This window comes from Propionicicella superfundia DSM 22317 (assembly GCF_000423465.1).
Taxonomy (GTDB): domain Bacteria; phylum Actinomycetota; class Actinomycetes; order Propionibacteriales; family Propionibacteriaceae; genus Propionicicella; species Propionicicella superfundia.
Window position 1 is genome coordinate 18,385 of sequence record NZ_AUIA01000019.1, and the last position, 19,027, is coordinate 37,411.

Genomic DNA, 19,027 nt, shown 5'->3' on the forward strand with positions numbered 1-19,027 from the left:
GTCACCATGAAGGCATGACGCTCGTTGACATCCCCTCCGCGGCACCGGCCGGATCGGCCGCAGGCGATCCCGCGCGGCTGGCCGCGCCCAAGCGCGTCCTCATGTGCCGCCCGGAGCACTTCACGGTCAGCTACCGCATCAACCCCTGGATGCACCCCACGCAGCCGACCGACACCGCGCGGGCACTGCGGCAGTGGACGGACCTGCGTGAGACGTACCGCCGGCTCGGCATCGACGTCGAACTCGTCGCCCCGCGGCCCGGCCTGCCGGACATGGTGTACGCCGCCAACGGCGGCTTCGTGCTGGACGGCGTCGCTCTCGGGCCGCGGTTCCGCCACGTCGAGCGCGCATCGGAGGCACCGGCCTACATGGGGTGGTTCGCCGAGCGCGGGCTGCGCGTGGTCGAGCCGACCTCCTACAACGAGGGCGAGGGCGACTATCTCCTTGTCGGCGACACGATCTTCGCCGGCACCGGCTTCCGCAGCGATCGGGCGAGCCATGCCCAGCTCGGCCGTGTGTTCGGACGTGAGGTGGTCAGTCTGCGTCTCGTCGATCCCCGCTTCTACCACCTCGACACAGCCTTCGCCGTCCTCGACTCGGCAGGTGGTCCGCGGTCGGTGGCGTACCTGCCCCAGGCCTTCGACCGGGCGAGTCGCAGAATCCTCGCCGACCGCTTCCCCGACGCCCTCACGGTGAGCGAGGCGGACGCGACGGTGCTCGGGCTGAACTGCTTCAGCGACGGACGCAATGTCGTCGTCGCCGCTCAGGCGACAGGGTTCGCCCGGGATCTCGCCGCAGCCGGCTACGTGGCGCATCCGGTCGATCTGTCGGAGCTCCTGCGAGGGGGCGGCGGCGTGAAGTGCTGCACTCTCGAGCTGCGCTGGTGACGTTCCCGCCGGTGACGACCCGCGGCGACCGCGGTGCGCTTCACCCTCGCACCGGCGTGCTCACCCCGTGTCTCGGATCATCGTCCGCACCGGCAGAATCCGTTACAGATAGAGCATGCCTGTGGTGGTTTCTGGTCGTCGGAGTTTCGACCTGCCCGGTGGCTCTCAGTCGATCGTGATCTCGCCCATCTTGTCCCAGCCCGTGCCGTCGACCTGACGGCTCACGATCTTCGGGGTGTGGGCGAGGGCCTTCGGCATCTCCTTGATCGCCTTCTTGAAGTGCTCGCTGTTGACGTGGGGGACGGCCCCGTCGTCGGTGAACGCTTCGATCAGCACCCACTCGTGGGGGTTCTCGACGCTCTTGGACCACTCGAACCACAGGTTGCCCGGCTCCGCACGGGTCGCCTTCGTGAACTCGTCCACGAGGTCGAGCCAGGTGTCGGTCCATTCGGGCAGCGTCTCGTACTTGACCACGATGAAGTACATCTTCGTCCTCTCACACTCGGGATGAGGTGAGCCTAGTCCCCGTCGCGAGGTCCCAGTCGATGGGGTCCGCGCCCTGCGACACGAGCTGCTCGTTTGCGCGGCTGAAGGGCCGCGACCCGAAGAAGCCGTTGGCCGCCGACATCGGGGACGGGTGCGCGCTGGCGACATACGGGATCGCGCCGAGGGCGGGCACCACGGACTGCGCGTCACGCCCCCACAGGATCGCCACGAGCGGGCCGCCGCGGCTGACAAGCGCCTCGATAGCGGTCTGCGTCACCTTCTCCCATCCCTTGCCGCGGTGCGACCCGGGTCGGCCGGGCGAGACGGTCAGCACTCTGTTCAGCAGCAGCACGCCCTGCTCGAACCACGGCGTGAGATCGCCCGACGGAGCCGGCGGGACGCCGAGGTCGGCCTCCAGCTCGCGGTAGATGTTGACGAGGCTGCGAGGCAGGGGACGGACGTCGGGCGCCACCGAGAAGGACAGTCCCACGGGGTGGCCGGGCGTCGGGTACGGGTCCTGGCCGAGGATGAGCACGCGCACGTCCGCCAGCGGGCGAGTGAAGGCGCGCAGCACGTTCTCTCCCGCCGGAAGATAGGCCCGGCCTGCGGCGATCTCGGCGCGCAGGAACCGTCCCATCTCGGTCACCGTGTCGGCGACGGGGGCGAGCGCGTCGGCCCAGTCGGGCGCGACGAGTTCGCGCAGAGGTCTTGCCGTCATGTGGGATCTCCCTCCTGGTCGACGGCGTCGGCGACGGCCGCCGCGCTCCCGCCGGCCTCATCGGCGATGTCGGTGGGCCCGGGCGGCCGATCGGCCGGGGGCCGCTCCCGAGGCATGAACAGTGCGTACACGGCGCCGCCGAGCAGGATCGCGGCACCCACGGTGAACGCAACGGGTATCGAGAACCGGTCCGCCAGCCAGCCGGCCACGATCGGCCCGACGATGGATCCCACATCGGACGTCATCGAGAAGACCGCGACCGGGGTGCCTCCTCCTCCGCCGGTCGCGTCGCCGACGGCCGCGGTCGGGGCCGTCCCCTGCATCGCGGCACCGATGCCGTAGGCCGACAGGATGACGATGAGCCAGCCGATGGTCGGTGCCAGGGGGATGAGCAGGGTGCTGGTCCCGCACACGACACCCGCGGCGATCATCACGGGTCGCCGGCCCACGCGATCGACGATGCGCCCGATGGGGAACAGGGCGATCGTCTGGCACACCGCGGCGACGGCGAACGCGGTGCCCGTCCAGGTCGTGTCCTGGTGCAACCCCTCCACGACGACGATGGGGACGAGGGCGTTACGAACGCCGAACGACTGCCAGCCCTGCCCGAACGCCATCGCGCACGCGGCCTGATAGCGGACGTCCGCGACGACCTGCCGGAACGGGCGGCTCGCCGCAGGGCGGGAGCGGTGGGCGGCCGCTCGCCCGCCGCGCAGCAGCAGGGTGACGAGTGCCGCGGCCGCGAACAAGGTGGCGGCATAGAAGTAGAACGGCGCCGTCAGGGACACGGCTGCGAGCAGCCCTCCCACGGCGGGCCCGGCCATGCCTCCGAGCAGGAACCCTCCCTGATAGACGCCGCTCGCGCGACCGCGCAGATCCTCGGGCGCCGATGCCAGCAACAAGGCCAGCGCGGCCACCGTGAACATCGCCGAGCCGACGCCGCCGAGCATCCGGAACACGAGCAACTGGGCGAAGGTCTGCGACAGGCCCATCGCCGCGGACGACATCCCGACGATGGTCATGCCGATCGCGATCGCGTTGCGTTCCCCGAGCCATCGGTTGATCCACCCGCAGAAGGGACTGGTCACAAGCCGCATGAACGCGAAGGCCGAGACGACGAAGCCGAGGGCGAGGTTGTCGACCCCGAACGTCTTCGCGTACACGGGCAGGACGGGGACCATGACTCCGAAGCCCAGGGCGACGAGGAAGCCGTTGAAGGACAGCACCCAGACCGATCGGGGGAATCGGGCGGCCTCCCGCATGCCGCCGAGCCCTCGCCACACCACGGGCACGAGGGTACTCGCCCGAGCCGCCGCAGGTGGGTCGGCTACCCTGGCCGGAGGCACGACGGGAGGCAACGATGGCGAACGACAACGACCCCACGCTCGCGAACGACTTCACTCCTCCGGCGCTGCGGATCGCCGCCGGGTGGGCCTGGCGGCTCCTGCTCGTCGCCGCGCTGGCCGGCGGGATCGTCTGGCTGATCAGGTACTTCTCCACGGTGACGATTCCGCTCGCCGTGGCGATCCTGCTGACCGCGCTGCTCACCCCGCTCCACCGGTGGCTGCAGCGCCGCAAGGTGCACCGGGTGGCGTCGACGCTGGTCTGCCTGCTGGTCCTCGTCCTCGTCGTCGGAGGCGTGCTCACGCTGCTCGGTGCGCAGATCGCCTCCGAGGCGCCGAGCCTGTCCGAGAACGCCATCGCCGGCGTGCAGCAGCTTCTCGCGTGGCTCTCCGACGGGCCGCTGCAGGTCAACGACGAGATGATCCAGGGCTGGACGACGCAGCTCACCACGGCCCTCCAGGACGCCGCCGGGAGCATCGCCGGCGTGGTCGCCTCGGCGGGAGCGAGCGTCGGGCATTTCCTGGCCGGCGCCGCCATTGCGATCCTGACCACCTTCTTCTTCCTGCTCGAGGGGGAGCGGATCTGGTCGTTCGTGGTCTCCTTGGTGCCCGGCCCGGCGCGGGCGCGCACGCGGCACGCGGCAGGCGACGGCTGGATCTCCCTGGTCGCGTACATGCGGGCGCAGGTGGTGGTGTGCCTGGTGGACGCGACCGGCGTCCTGATCGCGGCTCTGCTGCTGCAGGTGCCCCTGCCGTGGGCGTTGTTCGGGCTCACCTTCGTCGCCTCGTTCGTCCCTATCCTCGGCGCCTTCGTCGCCGGCGCCGTGGCGGTTCTGCTCGCGCTCGTGGCGCATGGCTGGGTGACGGCGCTCATCATGCTGGGCGCGGTGATCCTCGTCATGCAGTTGGAGTCGCACTTCCTGCAGCCGATCCTGCTCGGCAAGGCCGTGGACATCCACCCGCTCGGCGTGCTGCTGGGCATCGCCGCCGGTTCGGTCGTGGCGGGGCTGGTGGGCGCCTTGATGGCGATCCCGGTGGTGGCGTTCTCCGTGGCGTTCGCGCGGTCGTTGCGGCATCCGGAGCAGTCGTTCGGGCTCGGCGATGACGGACGTCCACCCGAGAGAGGGACGACCCTCAGAGAACCCTGAGAATGGAAAGGCGCGCTTTCGATTCTCGAAAGCGGGGCCTAACGTTGAGGCATGAGCACAAGTCCGGAACTCCAGCGCATCCTTGAGGACCTCGCCGCCGGCCGCATCGACGCGTCCGCGGCCGCCAGGCTCATCGAAGACGCCAAGGCCAAGCCCGCCGAGCCCGACACCGCCGACCTGCCACCGGAGGCGGACCCGGCGCCCGGCACATATCAGCAGCCCGCCTTCGGGGACGAGGTGCCGCCGAGCAGGCGTCGTGCCGCGGGGACCCGGGGCGTGGACCGGATCTCGGTGCGCGCCATCGGGCGCCGTGTCCGCATCGTCGGCGATCCTGCCGTCGCCACGGCCTCGGCGGAGGGGCCCCATGTCCTGCGGCGCAACGGGTCGGTGCTGGAGGTGACCAGCGACGGCGACATCGGGCCGAGCCTCGACGGGTTCACCCTGCTGCGGCCGCCGCGGTCGCTGGACGACATCCGTGCATTGGGGCTCGGCAAGGAACTGCTGCTGCACGTCAACCCGAGCATCATCGTGGACGTCGAGTTGACCGCCGGTTCGCTCGCCACCGAGAAGGTGCCCTATCTGGGCAAGGTCAGGGTCACCGCGGGAGGGGCTGTCCTCACCGACGTCAGCGAGGTCAACGACGTCCTGGTGCAGGCCGGGTCGACCGTGGTGAAAGGCGTCATCGCCACGGGCCGCAACCGGATCCGGTGCGAGTCGGGATCGCTCACCGTGCACCTCGGTGCGGGCTCCCAGGTGACCATCCACGCCGAGGCGCAACTCGGAAAGGTGGCGTGGTCGGGCGCTCACTCGGGGGCCGCCGACGAGGTGGTCCTGGGCGACGGGTCGGCTCGGCTCGATCTCGCCGTCGTCATGGGCTATGCGTCGGTGAAGGCCGGTGAGTCCGAATGAGGCGTCGCTCCACCACGTACCACGCGCCCCGTGAGTGCCCGGTCTGCGGGGACGAACTCGTCGTGACACGGCTCGGCTGTCCGGGGTGCGGCTCCGAACTGGCCGGGACGTTCGAGAACTGCCGGTTCTGCGCCCTGGACGAGGGCGAACTGGAGATCCTGCAGGTGTTCCTGGCGTCGCGGGGGAACCTGCGCGAGGTCGAGAAGCACCTCGGGGTGTCCTACCCGACGGCGCGACTGCGTTTCACCGAGCTCCTGCTGAAGCTCGGGCTCGCCGGGGAGACCGATCCCCCCGCGCAACTGTCCCAGGAACAGGTGCTCGCCGAGGTGACGTCGGGTGCCCTGTCCCCGGAGGAGGCGGCGAGGCTGATCGCCGAACTGTGAGGGAACGCCGGCACGCAAGCCGACAGGCCCGGGAGACTCTCCCGGGCCTGTTCGCGTGTGCGGGGTTCAGCCCGAGAAGGGAGCGACGTCGAGGATCGTCACGCTGATCTCCCGGCCGTTCGGCGCCTTGTACGTCGCGACATCGCCCTTGCGCTTGCCCAGCACCGCGGTGCCGATCGGGGACTGCGGCGAGTAGACGTCGTCGGTGACGGAGCCGTCCAGTCCGAGCACTTCGCGCGATCCGAGCAGGAAGGTGTCGGTGTCGTCGGGATCGCCGTCGAAGGCCACGGTGACGCGGACGCCGGGCGCGACCTCGTCGCTGCTGGGCGCCTCGCCCACCTTCGCACGGGACAGCATGTCCTTGAGCTGGCGGATGCGGGCCTCCTGGTGGCCCTGCTCCTCGCGTGCGGCGTGGTAGCCGCCGTTCTCGCTGAGATCGCCCTCTTCACGGGCTTGCGCGATCTTTGCGCTCACCTGGGCGCGACCTTCGCCGCTCAGGAACTCATACTCGTTCCGCAGCTTGTCGAACGCCTCCTGCGTGAGCCAGATCACGCCGCTGGCATTTTGGTCAGACATCCCACCACCCTATCAGCACGCGTATCGCGGGCGGCCCTCTCCGAGGCCGGTGCCGGAGGGGTTCAGACGGTCCGGCAGTCGCCCAGCGACGCGGACGTGCCGCGCTTGAACGTCTTCACGGTGACGTCGAAGCGGACTTGCGACTGGTCGCCGGGCGGGACGTCGACCGTCAGTTCGCCGACGCGTTCGTAGCTCTCGGACTGGACGTAGACGTCGCAGGTGGCGGCGCGCGCAGGATCGGCGCGCTCCACGATGAGGTTGACCTCCACCGAGGTGTCGGAGCGGACGGTGAACCCCGCGACCTGACCGGCCACGTCGGGATGAGCCGCCTCCCACGCCGCCCAGACGAGCCAGGTCAGCCCGGCGAGGACGAGCAGAGAGCTCAGCGCGACGAGCACGACGCGGCCGCTGCGGGGCCGTGGATACCGTCGCCGAATCCGCTCGGCGTCGTGCAGGTCGCTCACGCCGTCATTGTGCCCCATCCCGCTCCGGCAGGCGGTCACGGCGGGGCCGGGGGACGGGGGTGCGCTTGACTATCCCTCATGCCTGTCGAACTGCTGAACCGTGTGGACGCCGACGGAGCGCCCTTCCGGTTGCTCCACGTCCATGCCCATCCCGACGACGAGTCGTCCAAGGGCGCGGCGACGACGGCGAAGTACGTCTCGGAGGGCGTGCGGGTCGTCGTCGCGACGTGCACGGGCGGGGAGCGGGGGTCGATCCTCAACCCGAAGCTGCAGGGGATCGTGCCCGAGGGCGAGATCGCCGAGGTGCGCCGGGGCGAGATGGCGCGGGCGCGCGAGATCCTCGGCATCGAGCAGGTGTGGCTGGGCTTCGTCGACTCGGGGTTTCCCGAAGGCGATCCGCCGCCGCCGTTGCCCGAGGGCTGTTTCGCTCTGGAGGACGTCGACGAGGCGGCCGGGCGGCTGGTCAAGGTGATCCGCGACCTCCGACCCCACGTCGTCACGACCTACGACGAGCGCGGCGGGTATCCCCACCCCGACCACGTCATGTGCCACAAGATCTCGATGGCGGCCGTGGACGCCGCCGCCGACCCCGATCGCTGGCCGGAACACGGGGAACCGTGGGTGGTGAAGAAGGTCTATTACCAGATGTCGTTCCACCGGCGCCGGTACGCCGAACTGGACAGGCTCATGCACGAGCGCGGACTGCCGTCTCCGTACGCGGAGCGGCTGCGGGACTGGACCGAGGACGAGCTGGGTCCCCGGCTGACGACCTTCATCCCGTGCGCCGACTATTTCGAGGTGCGCGACGCCGCGCTGCTGGCGCACGCGACGCAGGTCGATCCCGACGGGTCGTGGTTCGCCGTTCCCCTGGAGATCCAGCAACTCGGCTGGCCGACCGAGGACTACCAGCTCGTGCGCAGCACCGTGGACGTCCATCTGCCCGAGACCGACCTGTTCGCCGGCCTGTACGGCCCGGGGGACGACGACGGAACGTGGTCCTATTCGATCTGACCCCGGTGGCCAGGGGTTTCAGCGACAGGCACACCCGAGGGTAGCCTGAGGGTGGCCGCCGACGTGAGGAAACGGTGATGAGCGGACCGGTGCACGACCAGGGCCTTCCGGCAGGCTCCGAGGGGTGGGGCGGCTTCACGGCCGACCCGCGCGACCCCGCGACAGCGGGCCTGCGTGCCGGCAACGCCGACCGGGCGCACGCATCGGCGATCCTGGGTCGCGCGCTCGCCGAGGGACGCCTCACCGAGGATGAACACGCGTCGCGGCTGGCATCGGTCCAGGCGACGAAGGAACTCGGGCAGTTCGTGCCCCTCGTGTCCGACGTGATGATCCGATCGGTCCCGGCGCCCCAGGAGCAGGCCGTCCAGCGGCGTTCCCGGGTTCGCGCGGGAGCGCTCCGAGGATGGGCGGCGCTGTCGGCGCTGCTGATCGCGATCTGGGTCGTGACCAGCGTGACAGCGGGGGAGCTTCTCTACTTCTGGCCGATCTGGCCGATGCTGGGGATGGCCGTTCCCATGATCTTCGCGGTGTCGGCGCGCGGGTCCGGTGGCGAGGGTCGAACCCGGTCCGAGCGCCGCGAGACGCGAGGCGTCGAACGCCTCGAACGGCGGGAGCAGCGGGCGATCGGGTCCGGCGAGCACGGCGACCTCTCCAGCGGACAGGCCGCGCAGCCCACCGAGCAGCAGCCCCAGGAATACCCGTTGTACCGGCCGGACGACCTGCGCTGAGCATGTCGCGCGACGCCCGCCCGGGCTCTGTGGCACAAGCGCGGCTCGGAGTAGGGTGACGCCATGCCGGTGCTGCAACTCGATCCGAACTCGGTCCAGGCGGGGGCCCTGCCGCTGTTCATCGTCCTCGGGCTCGCCGTCGTGATCGCACTCGGCTTCTTCAACATGCGCAGCCACATGCGAAAGATCACCGCACCGTCCCAGGCGGAGGTCGCCGGCCGATCGGCTCACGCCGCCGAGCCGGAGGTCGCCGGACCGGGGAGTCCTGCGACCGCGGCCGAGGACCGAACCTGACGAGTCGGCCGGATCAGCGGGGGACGAGCACCGCGATCAGGATCGCGGCGAACTGCGTCCCTGCGGCCAGGATCGTGCAGAGGTGGAACACCTCGTGGAACCCGAACCACCCCGGGATCGGGTTGGGGCGCTTCGTCGCGTACGCCACCGCGCCCACGGAATAGACCAGGCCCCCGATGACCAGCAGGATGACGACCGCGGCCCCGCCGGACACCCAGAAGGCAGGAAGCCAGAACAGGGCCAGCCAGCCGGTGAGGACGTACAGGACCGTGTACAGCCAGCGCGGCGCTCCGAGCCACAGGATGCGCATCGCCATGCCGGCGAGCGCGACCGCCCAGACGAGCGTGAGCAGGACGACGCGGGACGTCCCTGTGAGGAGGGCGACGGCGAGCGGTGTGTAGGTCCCGGCGATGAAGCCGAAGATGTTGGCGTGATCCGCGCGGCGGAACAGGGCGAGTGTCCGCGGGGACCAGGTGCCGCGGTGATACGCGGCGCTGGTGCCGAACAGGATCATGGCCGTGAGGACGTAGACGGCGGTCGCCGCGCGGAGTGCGAAGGTGGGCGCGATGACCATGAGAACGAGGCCGGCTATGAGGAACACCGGTGTGGCGCCGAGGTGCAGCCACCCGCGCAGGCGGGGCTTGGCGGGTGCGTCCACGGGCGCGGCCGGTTCGGTGAGAGTCGGGGGCATCCGATCACTCCTTGGCTACGGTGCCGTAACCTACGGCATCGTAGGTAACCGTACTCCGTGGGGCGACACAGCTCAACGGCATCTCGTCGGGATACGCTGACCCCCATGGCGCGCTGGTGGGATCGGGTGACCGGGCTGGTCGATCGGCTGCGCCCCACCGGACTGGTCTACTCGACCTACGAGCAACAGCTCCTCTCCCATCTCGACAAGGAGAAGCTGCCCCAGCACGTCGCCGTCCTGGCCGACGGAAACAGGCGCTGGGCCAGGCAGAACGCACCGGGTCAGCCGCTCGTCGCGGGGTACCGGGCGGGCGCCGACCGGCTCGTGGAATTCTGCGGCTGGTGCGACGAGGTCGGCATCCCCGTCGTGACCCTGTGGGTGCTCAGCACCGACAATCTGGCGCGCAGCGAGTCGGACGAGGTGCAGCCTCTGCTGGAGGTGATCGCCGCCCTCATCGAGGAGCTCGGGGAGCGGTGGCGCGTGCAGGCGGTGGGCGACCTCTCGCTGCTTCCCGACGCCATCGCGGCACGGCTGCGGGCGGCACAGGAGGCCGGTGCGGATCGTGCGGGGATGCACGTCAACGTCGCCGTCGCGTACGGCGGGCGCCACGAGCTCACCGATGCCGTGCGCTCCCTCATCGCCGAGGAGGCGGCGCGCGGCGCCACCATCGGACAGCTCGCGGACAGGATCTCCGACACGCGGATCGCCGAACACCTCTACACGAAGGGCCAGCCCGACCCCGACCTCATCATCCGCACGTCGGGCGAGCAGCGGCTGTCGGGCTTCCTGCTGTGGCAGAGCGCCCACAGCGAGTTCTACTTCTGCGAGGCGCTGTGGCCCGACTTCCGCAGAGTCGACTTCTATCGGGCACTGCGTTCCTACGAGGCGCGGGAGCGCCGATTCGGCCGCTGACAGGCCCGGCGACATCCAGGTGACGACTGTGTGACGCGCTGCGTGTCGTGCGTGACGCGCCCGGCTCCGCACGTACATTCGAACCGTGGCCGCCGCGCCCTGCGGGACCACTCGGGGGGTCGTCCATGCAGCGACCGGCTCACGCGGGACGGTTCCGCGGGCCAGCGCCAGGATCTCTCCCGGCCCACATCTGACAGGTGGGGCCGGGCGGGACGACCGTGCGGCCCCGGGGAAGGACCGCCGTGACCACCACAGCCCACGATCGCAGCGTCGCCACCACGTCGCCCACGACACTCAAGACCTACGTCGTCGACACGTCGGTGCTTCTCAGCGACGGGTTCGCCCTGAAACGGTTCGCCGAGCACCGGGTCGTCCTTCCCCTGGTGGTCATCGCGGAACTGGAAGCGAAGAGACACCACCCCGAGCTCGGGTACTTCGCGCGTGCGGCGCTGCGCTTCCTGGACGACCTGCGGGTCGAGCACGGACGCCTGGACGCCCCGATCCCGGTGAACGCGGCCGGCGGCACGCTGAAGGTGGAGCTCAACCACACCGACCCCGCGGTGCTCCCGCCCGGCTTCCGGCTGGGCGACAACGACTCGCGCATCCTGTCGGTCGCGCTGAACTACCGCGCCGAGGGCGCGCACGCCGTCCTCGTGAGCAAGGATCTTCCGATGCGGGTGAAGGCGGCCTCGGTGGGGCTCGCCGCCGAGGAGTACCGCGCCGAGATGGCGATCCAGACCGAGTGGACGGGCATGGTGGACGTCGAGGCCGACCCGGCCGAGATCGACGCCCTGTACGCCGACGGGCAGGCGTCGATTGCGAGCACGTTCGGGCTGCCGTGCCACACCGGCGTCGTCGTCCAGGGCGGGGGCTCCTCGGCGCTGGGACGCGTCCTGCCGTCGGGCACGGTGAAGCTCATCCGCGCCGACCGGGACTGCTTCGGCATCCACGGGCGCTCGGCCGAGCAACGCGTCGCCCTGGACCTGCTGCTCGACCCGACGGTGGGCATCGTGTCGCTGGGCGGCCGGGCGGGCACCGGCAAGTCGGCGCTCGCCCTGTGCGCGGGGCTGGAGGCGGTGCTGGAACGCCGGATGCACTCGAAGGTGGTCGTCTTCCGGCCTCTGTACCCGGTGGGCGGGCAGGAACTCGGGTACCTGCCGGGCTCGGAGGGCGAGAAGATGCAGCCGTGGGCGCAGGCCGTGTTCGACACCCTCGGCGCCGTGACCAACAAGAACGTCATCGACGAGGTGCTGGCGCGCGGGCTGCTGGAGGTGCTTCCGCTCACCTACATCCGGGGCCGCTCCCTGCACGACGCCTTCGTGATCGTGGACGAGGCGCAGTCGCTGGAGCGCAACGTCCTGCTCACCGTCCTCAGCAGGATCGGGCAGGACTCGCGTGTCGTCCTCACCCACGACGTCGCTCAGCGTGACAACCTGCGTGTCGGCCGCCACGACGGCGTCGTCGCGGTCGTGGACAAGCTGAAGGGGCACCCGTTGTTCGCGCACGTCACCCTGACCCGTCCGGAGCGCTCGCCCATCGCGGCGCTCGTCACCGAGATGCTGGAGGACCTCGCCTGAGGCGAGCTGTGCACCCGTCGTGCGGGGACCGCCGTCGGATCCCGAGGGCGTCGCACGGTGGCCAGGAGTCGTCCGACGCGGGTGCGTCGCGGCCGGGCTTCCGGTTCGGGCCGGGAACCTGACACCATGGGCGGCGTGGCGCGCAGCAGAGGTGGGGGACGACTGACCGACCTGCTCATCTCGCTCGCCGTGCTGCTGATCCCGATCGTCCTCATCGCGTGGTTCTTCACGCGCGACACCGACGGTCCCACCGTCGACACGGTCGACTGGCGCCCGGTGGCCGAGCAGGCGGCGTCCGAGGCATCCTTCGACGTGCTCGCGCCCACGATCGTCCCCGAGTCGTGGCGGGCGACCCGGGCGCGGTGGACGACCGCCGGGCACCCGGGTCTGGACGGGGAACCGGTGGCCGGGAACACCTGGCAGCTCGGATTCCTGGACAACCGCCCCATGTACGTGGGGCTGGATCAGTCCGACGCGCCGGCCGCCTCCTTCATCTCCGACGTCACCCGCGGCGGCACCGCGAAGGGCACCAGCACCGTCGGGGCGCAGGAGTGGACCCGCTACGCGTCGGCCGACGGCCGGACCCGTGCGCTCGTCCTCACGACCGACGAGAGCACCGCCATCGTGAGCGGCGACCTCCCGTACGAGGAACTGGAGTCCTTCGCCCAGCTTCTCGCGGTGGCCTGACTGCGCGGATCGGCGCTTGCGTGGAGGGTTGTTGTTGGACTACCAACATGAACCCTCCACGTACCCGGCGGTCATCAGTCGGACGTCTGCTCGGGCTCACGCGCGGCGTCGATCCGGGAGCGGGCGCCGTCGAGCCACCCCTGGCAGATCCGGGAGAGCTCTTCGCCGCGTTCCCACAGCGCCATGGACTCCGACAGCGGCACGTTCCCGGCCTCCAGCCGCGACACGATCGAGACGAGTTCGTCGCGCGCCTGCTCGAAGCTGGGCCCGGCGGCGTCGTCACGGGCGGGGGTCTGGGACATCGGTCCTCCTGGTCTTCGTGATGGACGCCACGTCGGCGGTCAGCTCCCCGTCCGCGAGGAAGGCGGTGACCCGGTCTCCGGGTGTGACCTGCGCGACGGACGTGACGGTGGTGGTTGCGGGTCCGACGAGGATCGCATAGCCGCGGGCAAGGGTGCGCTGCGGCGAGAGGGAGCGCAGCCGGAGGGTCAGGTGGTCGACCTCGCGGACGCGGGCGTCGACGTCCGCTGCGACGGCGCGCCGCAGCCGGTGCCGCGTGGCCTCGAGCCGCTCGGCGTGCAGGTCGAGGACGCCCGAGGGATCGCGCATCACCTGACGGGCACGGACGCCGTCGAGCTGCGCCTGCAGGGCCGCATGCAGGGCGGCCACGGCTCGCCGCAGCCGGTCCCGCGCCTGCCGGACCCCCCGGCTCTGCTCGGCGACATCGGGCACGACCCGTTTGGCGGCGTCCGTCGGCGTGGACGCGCGGAGATCGGCGACATGGTCCAGCAGCGGGGTGTCGACCTCGTGGCCGATGGCGCTGACGACGGGGGTGCGACAGGCGAAGACCGCGCGGACCAGACCCTCGTCGGAGAACGGCAGCAGGTCTTCGAAGGAACCGCCGCCGCGGGCGATCACGATGACGTCGACCTCGGGGTGGCGGTCGAGGCCGGCAACCGCCTCGATGACCTGCGCGGCGGCGGACGGACCCTGCACCTGGGTGTGCCGGATCTCGAAGACCGCCGCGGGCCAGCGGTCCTGGACGTTGGTGAGAACATCGCGTTCGGCGGCGCTGCCCGCACCGGTGATCAGGCCGATCCGGCGGGGCAGGAACGGCAGCCGCTGCTTGAGCGCGGGATCGAACAGCCCTTCGGCCCGGAGGAGCCGCTTGGTCTGCTCAAGCTGCGCGAGCAGGCGTCCGATCCCCACGGGGCGCAGATCGTGGCAGTCGAACACGAGCCGTCCGTTGGACGCGAACACGGCAGGCTTCAGCAGCGCCGCGACGGTCGCCCCGTCGGCCAGCGGCCCGGCCGCGTCGAGGGTTCGGGTGGACACCGTGACCGAGACCGAGGTGTCGGCGAGCTTGTCGCGCAGCGTGAGGAAGTGGAGCGAGCCGGCTCGGCGGTTGAGCTGCACGACCTGCCCTTCGACCCAGATCTCACCGAGGCGCTCGACCCATTTCTTGACCTCGCCGACCACGACCCGCAGTGGGACAGGGGTGTCGGGGGAGCTGGTCAGCGGCATGGATCCACTGTAGAGGGGGGTCCGCCCTCGCCGGGTACCGCGAGGACGGGCGCCGTCAAGCCGAGTAGGGCGGCAGGGACGCGTCGAGACGGGCGGTCTGCGCGAGCCGGGCGCGATGCAGGTGGCGCGCCGCGGCGAGGGCGGCGTCGGCCGCGTCGCCGGGGACACCGCGCACGCGTGCGGCCTCCTGGCGCAGGAGCCATTCGCTGCGCCAGCCGAGCGGATGGAGGAGTCCGCGGGCCGCGGCGCCGGGACGGAACCGGAAGACGATCGAGGTGGCCCGGGTTCCGGGAATCGCGTCGATGCGCTCCACGGCGTCCCATTCGACACGCACGCCGGCGCCCACGATCCGTATCGTCGCGCCGGTGCGATCGAGCAGCAGAGGTTCGCGGGAGGGCAGTTGCTGCTGCAGGAGCACGACGAGGAGGAGCAGGACGCCCAGGACGGCGAGGAACGAGGCGGCCGCTCCGAGCCGCGCCAGCCACACGGCGCCGGTGGCCGTCGCGACGACAGCCGCCGCGTCCACGGCGGCCAGCATGCCGACGCGTCTGCCGGCCGAGGCGTCCACCAGCCTGACCGCGTCCGTCCCCTCCGGGGCGCTGACGGGCCGGATGGTGCCCGCCTCGCCGGGAACCGGTTCCAGCCTCACGCGACCACTCTAAGTGGGCCGGGGAGTCTCACCTAGACTGGGCGGCATGGCTGCGCAGAAGAGGCTCGTCGTCGCTGCACCGCGTGGATACTGCGCGGGTGTCGACAGGGCGGTCGTGACGGTGGAGCGTGCGCTCGAGGTGTACGGGCCCCCCGTGTATGTGCGCAAGCAGATCGTGCACAACAAACACGTCGTGGAGGAGCTGGAGGTGCGCGGCGCGGTCTTCGTGGAGGACCTGTCCGAGGTGCCCGAGGGGGCGACGGTGGTGTTCTCCGCGCACGGCGTGTCCCCGGCCGTCCACGAGGAGGCGGCGCGGCGCAACCTGAAGACGATCGACGCCACGTGCCCGCTGGTCACGAAGGTCCACAAGGAGGCCAAGCGCTTCGCCGCCGACGGGATGCAGATCCTGCTCATCGGCCACGCCGGGCACGAGGAGGTCGAGGGGACGACGGGGGAGGCCCCCGAGCACATCACCCTCGTCCAGTCGCCCGGCGATGCACGGGCGGTGGACGTGGCCGACCCGAGCCGGGTCGCGTGGCTCAGCCAGACGACGCTCAGCGTCGACGAGACGTGGGACACGGTCGGGGAACTGCGTTCCCGGTTCCCGTTGCTGGTCGACCCGCCCAGCGACGACATCTGCTACGCGACGCAGAACAGGCAGTCGGCCGTGAAGCAGATCGCGCCGACCGCAGACCTGTTCATCGTGGTCGGGTCGCGGAACTCGTCCAACTCGGTGCGGCTGGTCGAGGTGGCGCTGGAGGCCGGAGCCAAGGCTGCCCACCGGGTCGACAACGCCGGCGAGATCGCTCCGGAGTGGCTGGAGGGCGTGGACACGGTCGGCGTCACCAGCGGGGCGTCCGTGCCGGATGCGCTCGTGCAGGGAGTGCTCGACTTCTTCGAGGCGAACGGCTTCCCGCCCGCCACCGAGGAGCGGCTGACCGAGGAGAACCTCGTGTTCGCCCTCCCGCCCGAGCTGCGCCGCCTCGCGTGAGCCTGTCCACGAGGTGGCCGCTGCGCGGGCTTTCCCGTGTGCGCGGCTGCGACCGGGCACAATGACCCGGTGATGCTTGACGCGGAGGCCGTCGATCGGGCGGCGGAACGGCTGCGGGGTGTGTCGGTCGTGACACCGCTGCAACGCAATCAACGACTCTCCGACGCGACGGGTGCGCGGATCTGGATCAAACGGGAGGATCTGCAGCCGGTTCGCTCGTACAAGATCCGCGGCGCGTACAACCTGATGTCCCAGCTCACCGACGAGGAGCGCGCCGCCGGGGTCGTCTGCGCGTCGGCCGGCAACCATGGGCAGGGCGTCGCCATGTCCTGCAGGCTGCTCGGCATTCGCGGGCGGATCTTCGTGCCGTCGACGACGCCGCGGCAGAAGCGGCAGCGCATGACCGACCTCGGCGGTGACGATGTCGAGCTCGTCGTCGTCGGGGACACCTACGACGACGCGGCCGAGGCCGCCCGCAGGGAATGCGAGCGGACGGGGGCGACGATCGTCCCGGCGTTCGACGACCCGCGGACGATCGCGGGGGGCGGCACCTGCGCGCGGGAGATCGTCGAGCAGTTGGGCAAGGCTCCCGACGTCCTCATCGTGCCCGTGGGCGGGGCCGGGATGCTGAGCGGCTGTCTCGTGTGGATGGCCGAGCGGGCGCCGCAGACGAGGATCGTCGCCGCCGAGCCGTCCGGCGCGGCGTCCCTGGCGGCGGCGCTGGAGGCGGGCCGCCCGGTGACGTTGAACCGGATGGACACCTTCGTGGACGGTGCCGCCGTACGGCGGGTCGGCAACCTCACGTTCTCGCTGTGCTCGCGTCGCCGGCCCGTGACCGTGTCGGTGCCCGAGGGGCGGATCTGTTCGGAGATGCTGGCGTTGTACCAGGTGGACGGCATCATCGCGGAGCCCGCGGGCGCGCTGGCGGCCGCCAGCCTGGGACTCTTCGCGCCGCAGCCCGACACCGATGTGGTCGTGGTCCTGTCGGGCGGGAACAACGACGTGTCGCGCTACGCCGAGATCGTGGAGCGGTCCCTCGTCTACGAGGGACGCAAGCACTACTTCCTGGTGAACTTCCCGCAGGAGCCCGGCGCGCTGCGGCGCTTCCTCGACGAGGTGCTCGGCCCCGACGACGACATCACGCACTTCGAGTACGTGAAGCGCAGCAACCGTGAGGTCGGCCCGGCGCTCGTCGGCATCGAGGTGCCGGGGCCCGACGACTTCGTCCGGTTGCTGCAGAGCATGGACGCGAGCCCGATCACGGCCGAGGTCATCGACCCCAACAGCCCGATGTATCGCTTCCTCGTGTAGTCGCGTGCCGGGGCCCGTGCTCCCAGTGGATGTCGCGGAGCGCGTCAGCCGATGTCGCGCAGCGCGGGCGGAGGGCTCTGCTCGGTGCGCTCGACGAGTTCGTCGACCTCGGGCACCGGCCGCACGAGCTGTGCGACCTCGGGCAGTTCGAACGCCGCCGCTTCGGACGCCACGGGGAGTTCGCCGGGCCTCGGCTCCGACGGGGCCACGACGCCGGCGGGAGGCGCGACGAGCTCGGGGGCGGTGAGTGGACGTACGGCCTCGGGGACGCCGGTCACCTCACCGAGCTCTTTCGCCGTGACCTTGAGGTCGGCGAACTTGCGGGCGGAGACGAACACGCGACTCTCCAACGACGCGACGGTCTGGTTGTACGCCTTGACCGAGGCCCCGAGCGCCCGCCCGAGCTTCTCGACGTGACCGCCCATCGTCGCCAGCCGCTCGTACAGCTCTTGGCCGAGCTGGGCGACCTCGGCGGCGTTGCCGGCGAGCCGGGCCTGCTTCCAGCCGTAGGAGACCGCTCGCAGCATCGCGATGAGCGTCGTCGGGGTGGCGATCACGACGTCTTTGCCGGCGGCGTACTCGTGGAGCTCGGGCATCTGCTGGAGCGCCTCGGCGGCCAGCGCCTCGCTCGGCATGAAGAGGATGACGAACTCGGGCGTCGCGTCGCTCGACCGCCAGTACTGCTTGCCGCTCAGGGCATCGACATGGGACTTCACGTTCTTGGCGAACAGGTGCAGGCAACGGTCGCGCACGGCCGGGTCGTCGGTCTCCTGCGCGTCGAGGAACGACGTGAGGGGCATCTTCGAATCGACGTAGACGAACTTTCCGTCGGAGAGGGTGACGAGCATGTCGGGTCGGATGCGTCCGTCGACCCCCTCGGCGGTGTGCTGCTGGATGAAGTCGCAGTGCTCGACCATGCCGGCGATCTCGACGACGCGCTTCAACTGCATCTCTCCCCACGCGCCGCGGACCTGCGGCTTGCGCAGCGCCGTGACCAGCGCGGTCGTCTCGCGGCGCAGCTCGTCGCCGGTCAGTTTCACGGCCGCCACCTGGTTGCGCAGGTCGGTGGTCATGCGGACCCGTTCCTTCTCCACCTCGGCCAGACGCGCGTTGAAGGACTCGAGCGTCTCGCGCACCGGGGTGAGCAGCGCCTCGGTCTGCTTCAGCCGCTGCTCGGCGGTGGCGTCGGCGGCCTTGCCCTGCCGTTCCAGCGTCTGAGCCGACAACAGCTTGAACTGGTCCGTCATCGTCTCGCGGTCGGCCGCCAGTTCTTCGGCACGGGCCACGGCGGCGTCGCGCTCGGCCTCGGCGCGCCCCACCTGGGCGCGCAGGTCGGCCAACTGCGCATAGACGCCGCTCTTCTCCGCGTCGGCGCGGGCCGCGGACGCACGGGCACGCTCGGTCTCGGCGGACGCCCGTTCGATGGCCGCTCGCGCGTCGGAGCCCTCGGCGCGCAGTTGCGCCAGATCGGCGCGCTGCCGCTCCTCGTCGGCTTCGTGTTCTGCCTTCACCGCCTCCACGCGTGCCCGCAGGACGAGCCACACCGCCAGAGCCGCGGTGAACCCGCCGAGGACCAGCCCGATCACGAGGGTGAGGACGGAGGTGGAGTTCATGGGGAAAGTCTGCCCGCCGCCCCCGACAGTTTCGCCGAGACCCACCGGTGCGTCGCCGATCCGCGTCCTGCCCGCGTCGGCCCGATGGCGGATCGTGAACGGCGGTCCGACGCCCGGCACTAGGC

General features: G+C 70.9%; 22 protein-coding genes. 12 read left to right on the plus strand and 10 right to left on the minus strand.

What is annotated here, in order from left to right; all coding sequences use genetic code 11:
- The first annotated feature begins 14 nt into the window (after positions 1 to 14).
- Positions 15 to 887 (plus strand): dimethylargininase, encoded by an 873-nt coding sequence (gene ddaH / locus G555_RS0103670; protein ID WP_051208391.1) that lies wholly within the window; start codon positions 15 to 17, stop codon positions 885 to 887.
- A gap of 165 nt (positions 888 to 1,052) precedes the next feature.
- Here ddaH and G555_RS0103675 read toward each other — a convergent pair whose 3' ends face one another.
- The 3 genes from G555_RS0103675 to G555_RS17820 are packed head-to-tail and all read right to left on the minus strand — an operon-like array spanning position 1,053 to position 3,377.
- The gene (locus G555_RS0103675; protein WP_028707816.1) at positions 1,053 to 1,373 is read right to left on the minus strand and encodes a putative quinol monooxygenase; all 321 of its coding nucleotides are present in this window, start codon (positions 1,371 to 1,373) and stop codon (positions 1,053 to 1,055) included.
- Positions 1,374 to 1,383: 10 nt separating this feature from the next.
- Positions 1,384 to 2,091 (minus strand): uracil-DNA glycosylase, encoded by a 708-nt coding sequence (locus tag G555_RS0103680; protein ID WP_028707817.1) that lies wholly within the window; start codon positions 2,089 to 2,091, stop codon positions 1,384 to 1,386.
- Positions 2,088 to 3,377, minus strand: coding sequence for an MFS transporter (locus tag G555_RS17820; RefSeq protein WP_245581186.1), 1,290 nt, complete (start codon positions 3,375 to 3,377; stop codon positions 2,088 to 2,090). Before G555_RS17820 ends, G555_RS0103680 begins: the two co-directional genes overlap by 4 nt.
- A gap of 74 nt (positions 3,378 to 3,451) precedes the next feature.
- Here G555_RS17820 and G555_RS17825 point away from each other — a divergent pair, with 74 nt between their 5' ends.
- The 3 genes from G555_RS17825 to G555_RS0103700 are packed head-to-tail and all read left to right on the plus strand — an operon-like array spanning position 3,452 to position 5,874.
- The gene (locus tag G555_RS17825) at positions 3,452 to 4,582 is read left to right on the plus strand and encodes an AI-2E family transporter (protein WP_051208393.1); all 1,131 of its coding nucleotides are present in this window, start codon (positions 3,452 to 3,454) and stop codon (positions 4,580 to 4,582) included.
- A gap of 51 nt (positions 4,583 to 4,633) precedes the next feature.
- Complete coding sequence (locus tag G555_RS0103695; protein WP_028707818.1) at positions 4,634 to 5,491, plus strand: hypothetical protein; 858 nt, start codon at positions 4,634 to 4,636, stop codon at positions 5,489 to 5,491.
- On the plus strand, positions 5,488 to 5,874 hold the full coding sequence (locus G555_RS0103700) for a DUF2089 domain-containing protein (protein WP_028707819.1): 387 nt from the start codon (positions 5,488 to 5,490) through the stop codon (positions 5,872 to 5,874). The genes G555_RS0103695 and G555_RS0103700 overlap by 4 nt, the downstream gene beginning before the upstream one ends.
- A gap of 66 nt (positions 5,875 to 5,940) precedes the next feature.
- Here the strand turns inward: G555_RS0103700 and greA are convergent, their stop codons facing one another.
- Positions 5,941 to 6,450, minus strand: coding sequence for a transcription elongation factor GreA (greA, locus tag G555_RS0103705; protein WP_028707820.1), 510 nt, complete (start codon positions 6,448 to 6,450; stop codon positions 5,941 to 5,943).
- 62 nt (positions 6,451 to 6,512) lie between these two features.
- A complete protein-coding gene (locus G555_RS0103710; protein ID WP_169337856.1) occupies positions 6,513 to 6,914 on the minus strand; it encodes a DUF4307 domain-containing protein in 402 nt (133 codons plus the stop codon).
- Positions 6,915 to 6,992: 78 nt separating this feature from the next.
- On the opposite strand from G555_RS0103710, the gene mca reads away from it, so the two are divergent.
- The 3 genes from mca (at position 6,993) to G555_RS0103725 (ending at position 8,947) form a co-directional block, all read left to right on the plus strand.
- Positions 6,993 to 7,925: a mycothiol conjugate amidase Mca gene (mca, locus tag G555_RS17830; protein WP_051208395.1), complete on the plus strand. Its 933-nt coding sequence runs from the start codon at positions 6,993 to 6,995 to the stop codon at positions 7,923 to 7,925.
- A gap of 77 nt (positions 7,926 to 8,002) precedes the next feature.
- Positions 8,003 to 8,653 carry a DUF1707 SHOCT-like domain-containing protein gene (locus G555_RS21055; RefSeq protein WP_051208397.1) on the plus strand — a complete coding sequence of 217 codons (651 nt, stop codon included), beginning with the start codon at positions 8,003 to 8,005 and terminating at the stop codon, positions 8,651 to 8,653.
- Between the two features lie 63 nt (positions 8,654 to 8,716).
- Positions 8,717 to 8,947, plus strand: coding sequence for a hypothetical protein (locus G555_RS0103725; RefSeq protein ID WP_028707822.1), 231 nt, complete (start codon positions 8,717 to 8,719; stop codon positions 8,945 to 8,947).
- A 13-nt stretch (positions 8,948 to 8,960) separates the two neighbouring features.
- On the opposite strand, the gene trhA is transcribed toward G555_RS0103725, so the two are convergent.
- Positions 8,961 to 9,638: a PAQR family membrane homeostasis protein TrhA gene (gene trhA, locus G555_RS0103730; protein ID WP_051208399.1), complete on the minus strand. Its 678-nt coding sequence runs from the start codon at positions 9,636 to 9,638 to the stop codon at positions 8,961 to 8,963.
- A 105-nt stretch (positions 9,639 to 9,743) separates the two neighbouring features.
- On the opposite strand from trhA, the gene G555_RS0103735 reads away from it, so the two are divergent.
- The 3 genes from G555_RS0103735 to G555_RS0103745 all read left to right on the plus strand — a co-directional run bounded on the left by G555_RS0103735 (position 9,744) and on the right by G555_RS0103745 (position 12,814).
- Entirely contained in the window at positions 9,744 to 10,550 is an 807-nt protein-coding gene (locus G555_RS0103735; protein WP_028707824.1) for an isoprenyl transferase, read from the plus strand.
- Positions 10,551 to 10,792: 242 nt separating this feature from the next.
- Positions 10,793 to 12,127 (plus strand): RNA 5'-3' helicase PhoH2, encoded by a 1,335-nt coding sequence (phoH2, locus tag G555_RS0103740; protein ID WP_028707825.1) that lies wholly within the window; start codon positions 10,793 to 10,795, stop codon positions 12,125 to 12,127.
- Between the two features lie 135 nt (positions 12,128 to 12,262).
- The gene (locus tag G555_RS0103745) at positions 12,263 to 12,814 is read left to right on the plus strand and encodes a DUF4245 domain-containing protein (RefSeq protein ID WP_169337858.1); all 552 of its coding nucleotides are present in this window, start codon (positions 12,263 to 12,265) and stop codon (positions 12,812 to 12,814) included.
- Between the two features lie 74 nt (positions 12,815 to 12,888).
- On the opposite strand, the gene G555_RS0103750 is transcribed toward G555_RS0103745, so the two are convergent.
- Genes G555_RS0103750 through G555_RS0103760 form a run of 3 tightly spaced genes read right to left on the minus strand, consistent with a single transcriptional unit; the run spans position 12,889 to position 14,987 of the window.
- Positions 12,889 to 13,116 carry an exodeoxyribonuclease VII small subunit gene (locus G555_RS0103750; protein WP_028707827.1) on the minus strand — a complete coding sequence of 76 codons (228 nt, stop codon included), beginning with the start codon at positions 13,114 to 13,116 and terminating at the stop codon, positions 12,889 to 12,891.
- Positions 13,094 to 14,338: an exodeoxyribonuclease VII large subunit gene (xseA, locus tag G555_RS0103755; RefSeq protein ID WP_028707828.1), complete on the minus strand. Its 1,245-nt coding sequence runs from the start codon at positions 14,336 to 14,338 to the stop codon at positions 13,094 to 13,096. The genes G555_RS0103750 and xseA overlap by 23 nt, the downstream gene beginning before the upstream one ends.
- Before the next feature lie 55 nt (positions 14,339 to 14,393).
- The gene (locus tag G555_RS0103760) at positions 14,394 to 14,987 is read right to left on the minus strand and encodes a hypothetical protein (protein WP_028707829.1); all 594 of its coding nucleotides are present in this window, start codon (positions 14,985 to 14,987) and stop codon (positions 14,394 to 14,396) included.
- A gap of 46 nt (positions 14,988 to 15,033) precedes the next feature.
- Here G555_RS0103760 and G555_RS0103765 point away from each other — a divergent pair, with 46 nt between their 5' ends.
- The gene (locus tag G555_RS0103765) at positions 15,034 to 15,978 is read left to right on the plus strand and encodes a 4-hydroxy-3-methylbut-2-enyl diphosphate reductase (RefSeq protein WP_036921123.1); all 945 of its coding nucleotides are present in this window, start codon (positions 15,034 to 15,036) and stop codon (positions 15,976 to 15,978) included.
- 72 nt (positions 15,979 to 16,050) lie between these two features.
- On the plus strand, positions 16,051 to 17,289 hold the full coding sequence (gene ilvA, locus G555_RS0103770) for a threonine ammonia-lyase IlvA (protein ID WP_028707831.1): 1,239 nt from the start codon (positions 16,051 to 16,053) through the stop codon (positions 17,287 to 17,289).
- A 44-nt stretch (positions 17,290 to 17,333) separates the two neighbouring features.
- Here ilvA and G555_RS17840 read toward each other — a convergent pair whose 3' ends face one another.
- Entirely contained in the window at positions 17,334 to 18,902 is a 1,569-nt protein-coding gene (locus G555_RS17840) for a DNA recombination protein RmuC (RefSeq protein WP_051208407.1), read from the minus strand.
- Between the last annotated feature and the right edge of the window lie 125 nt (positions 18,903 to 19,027).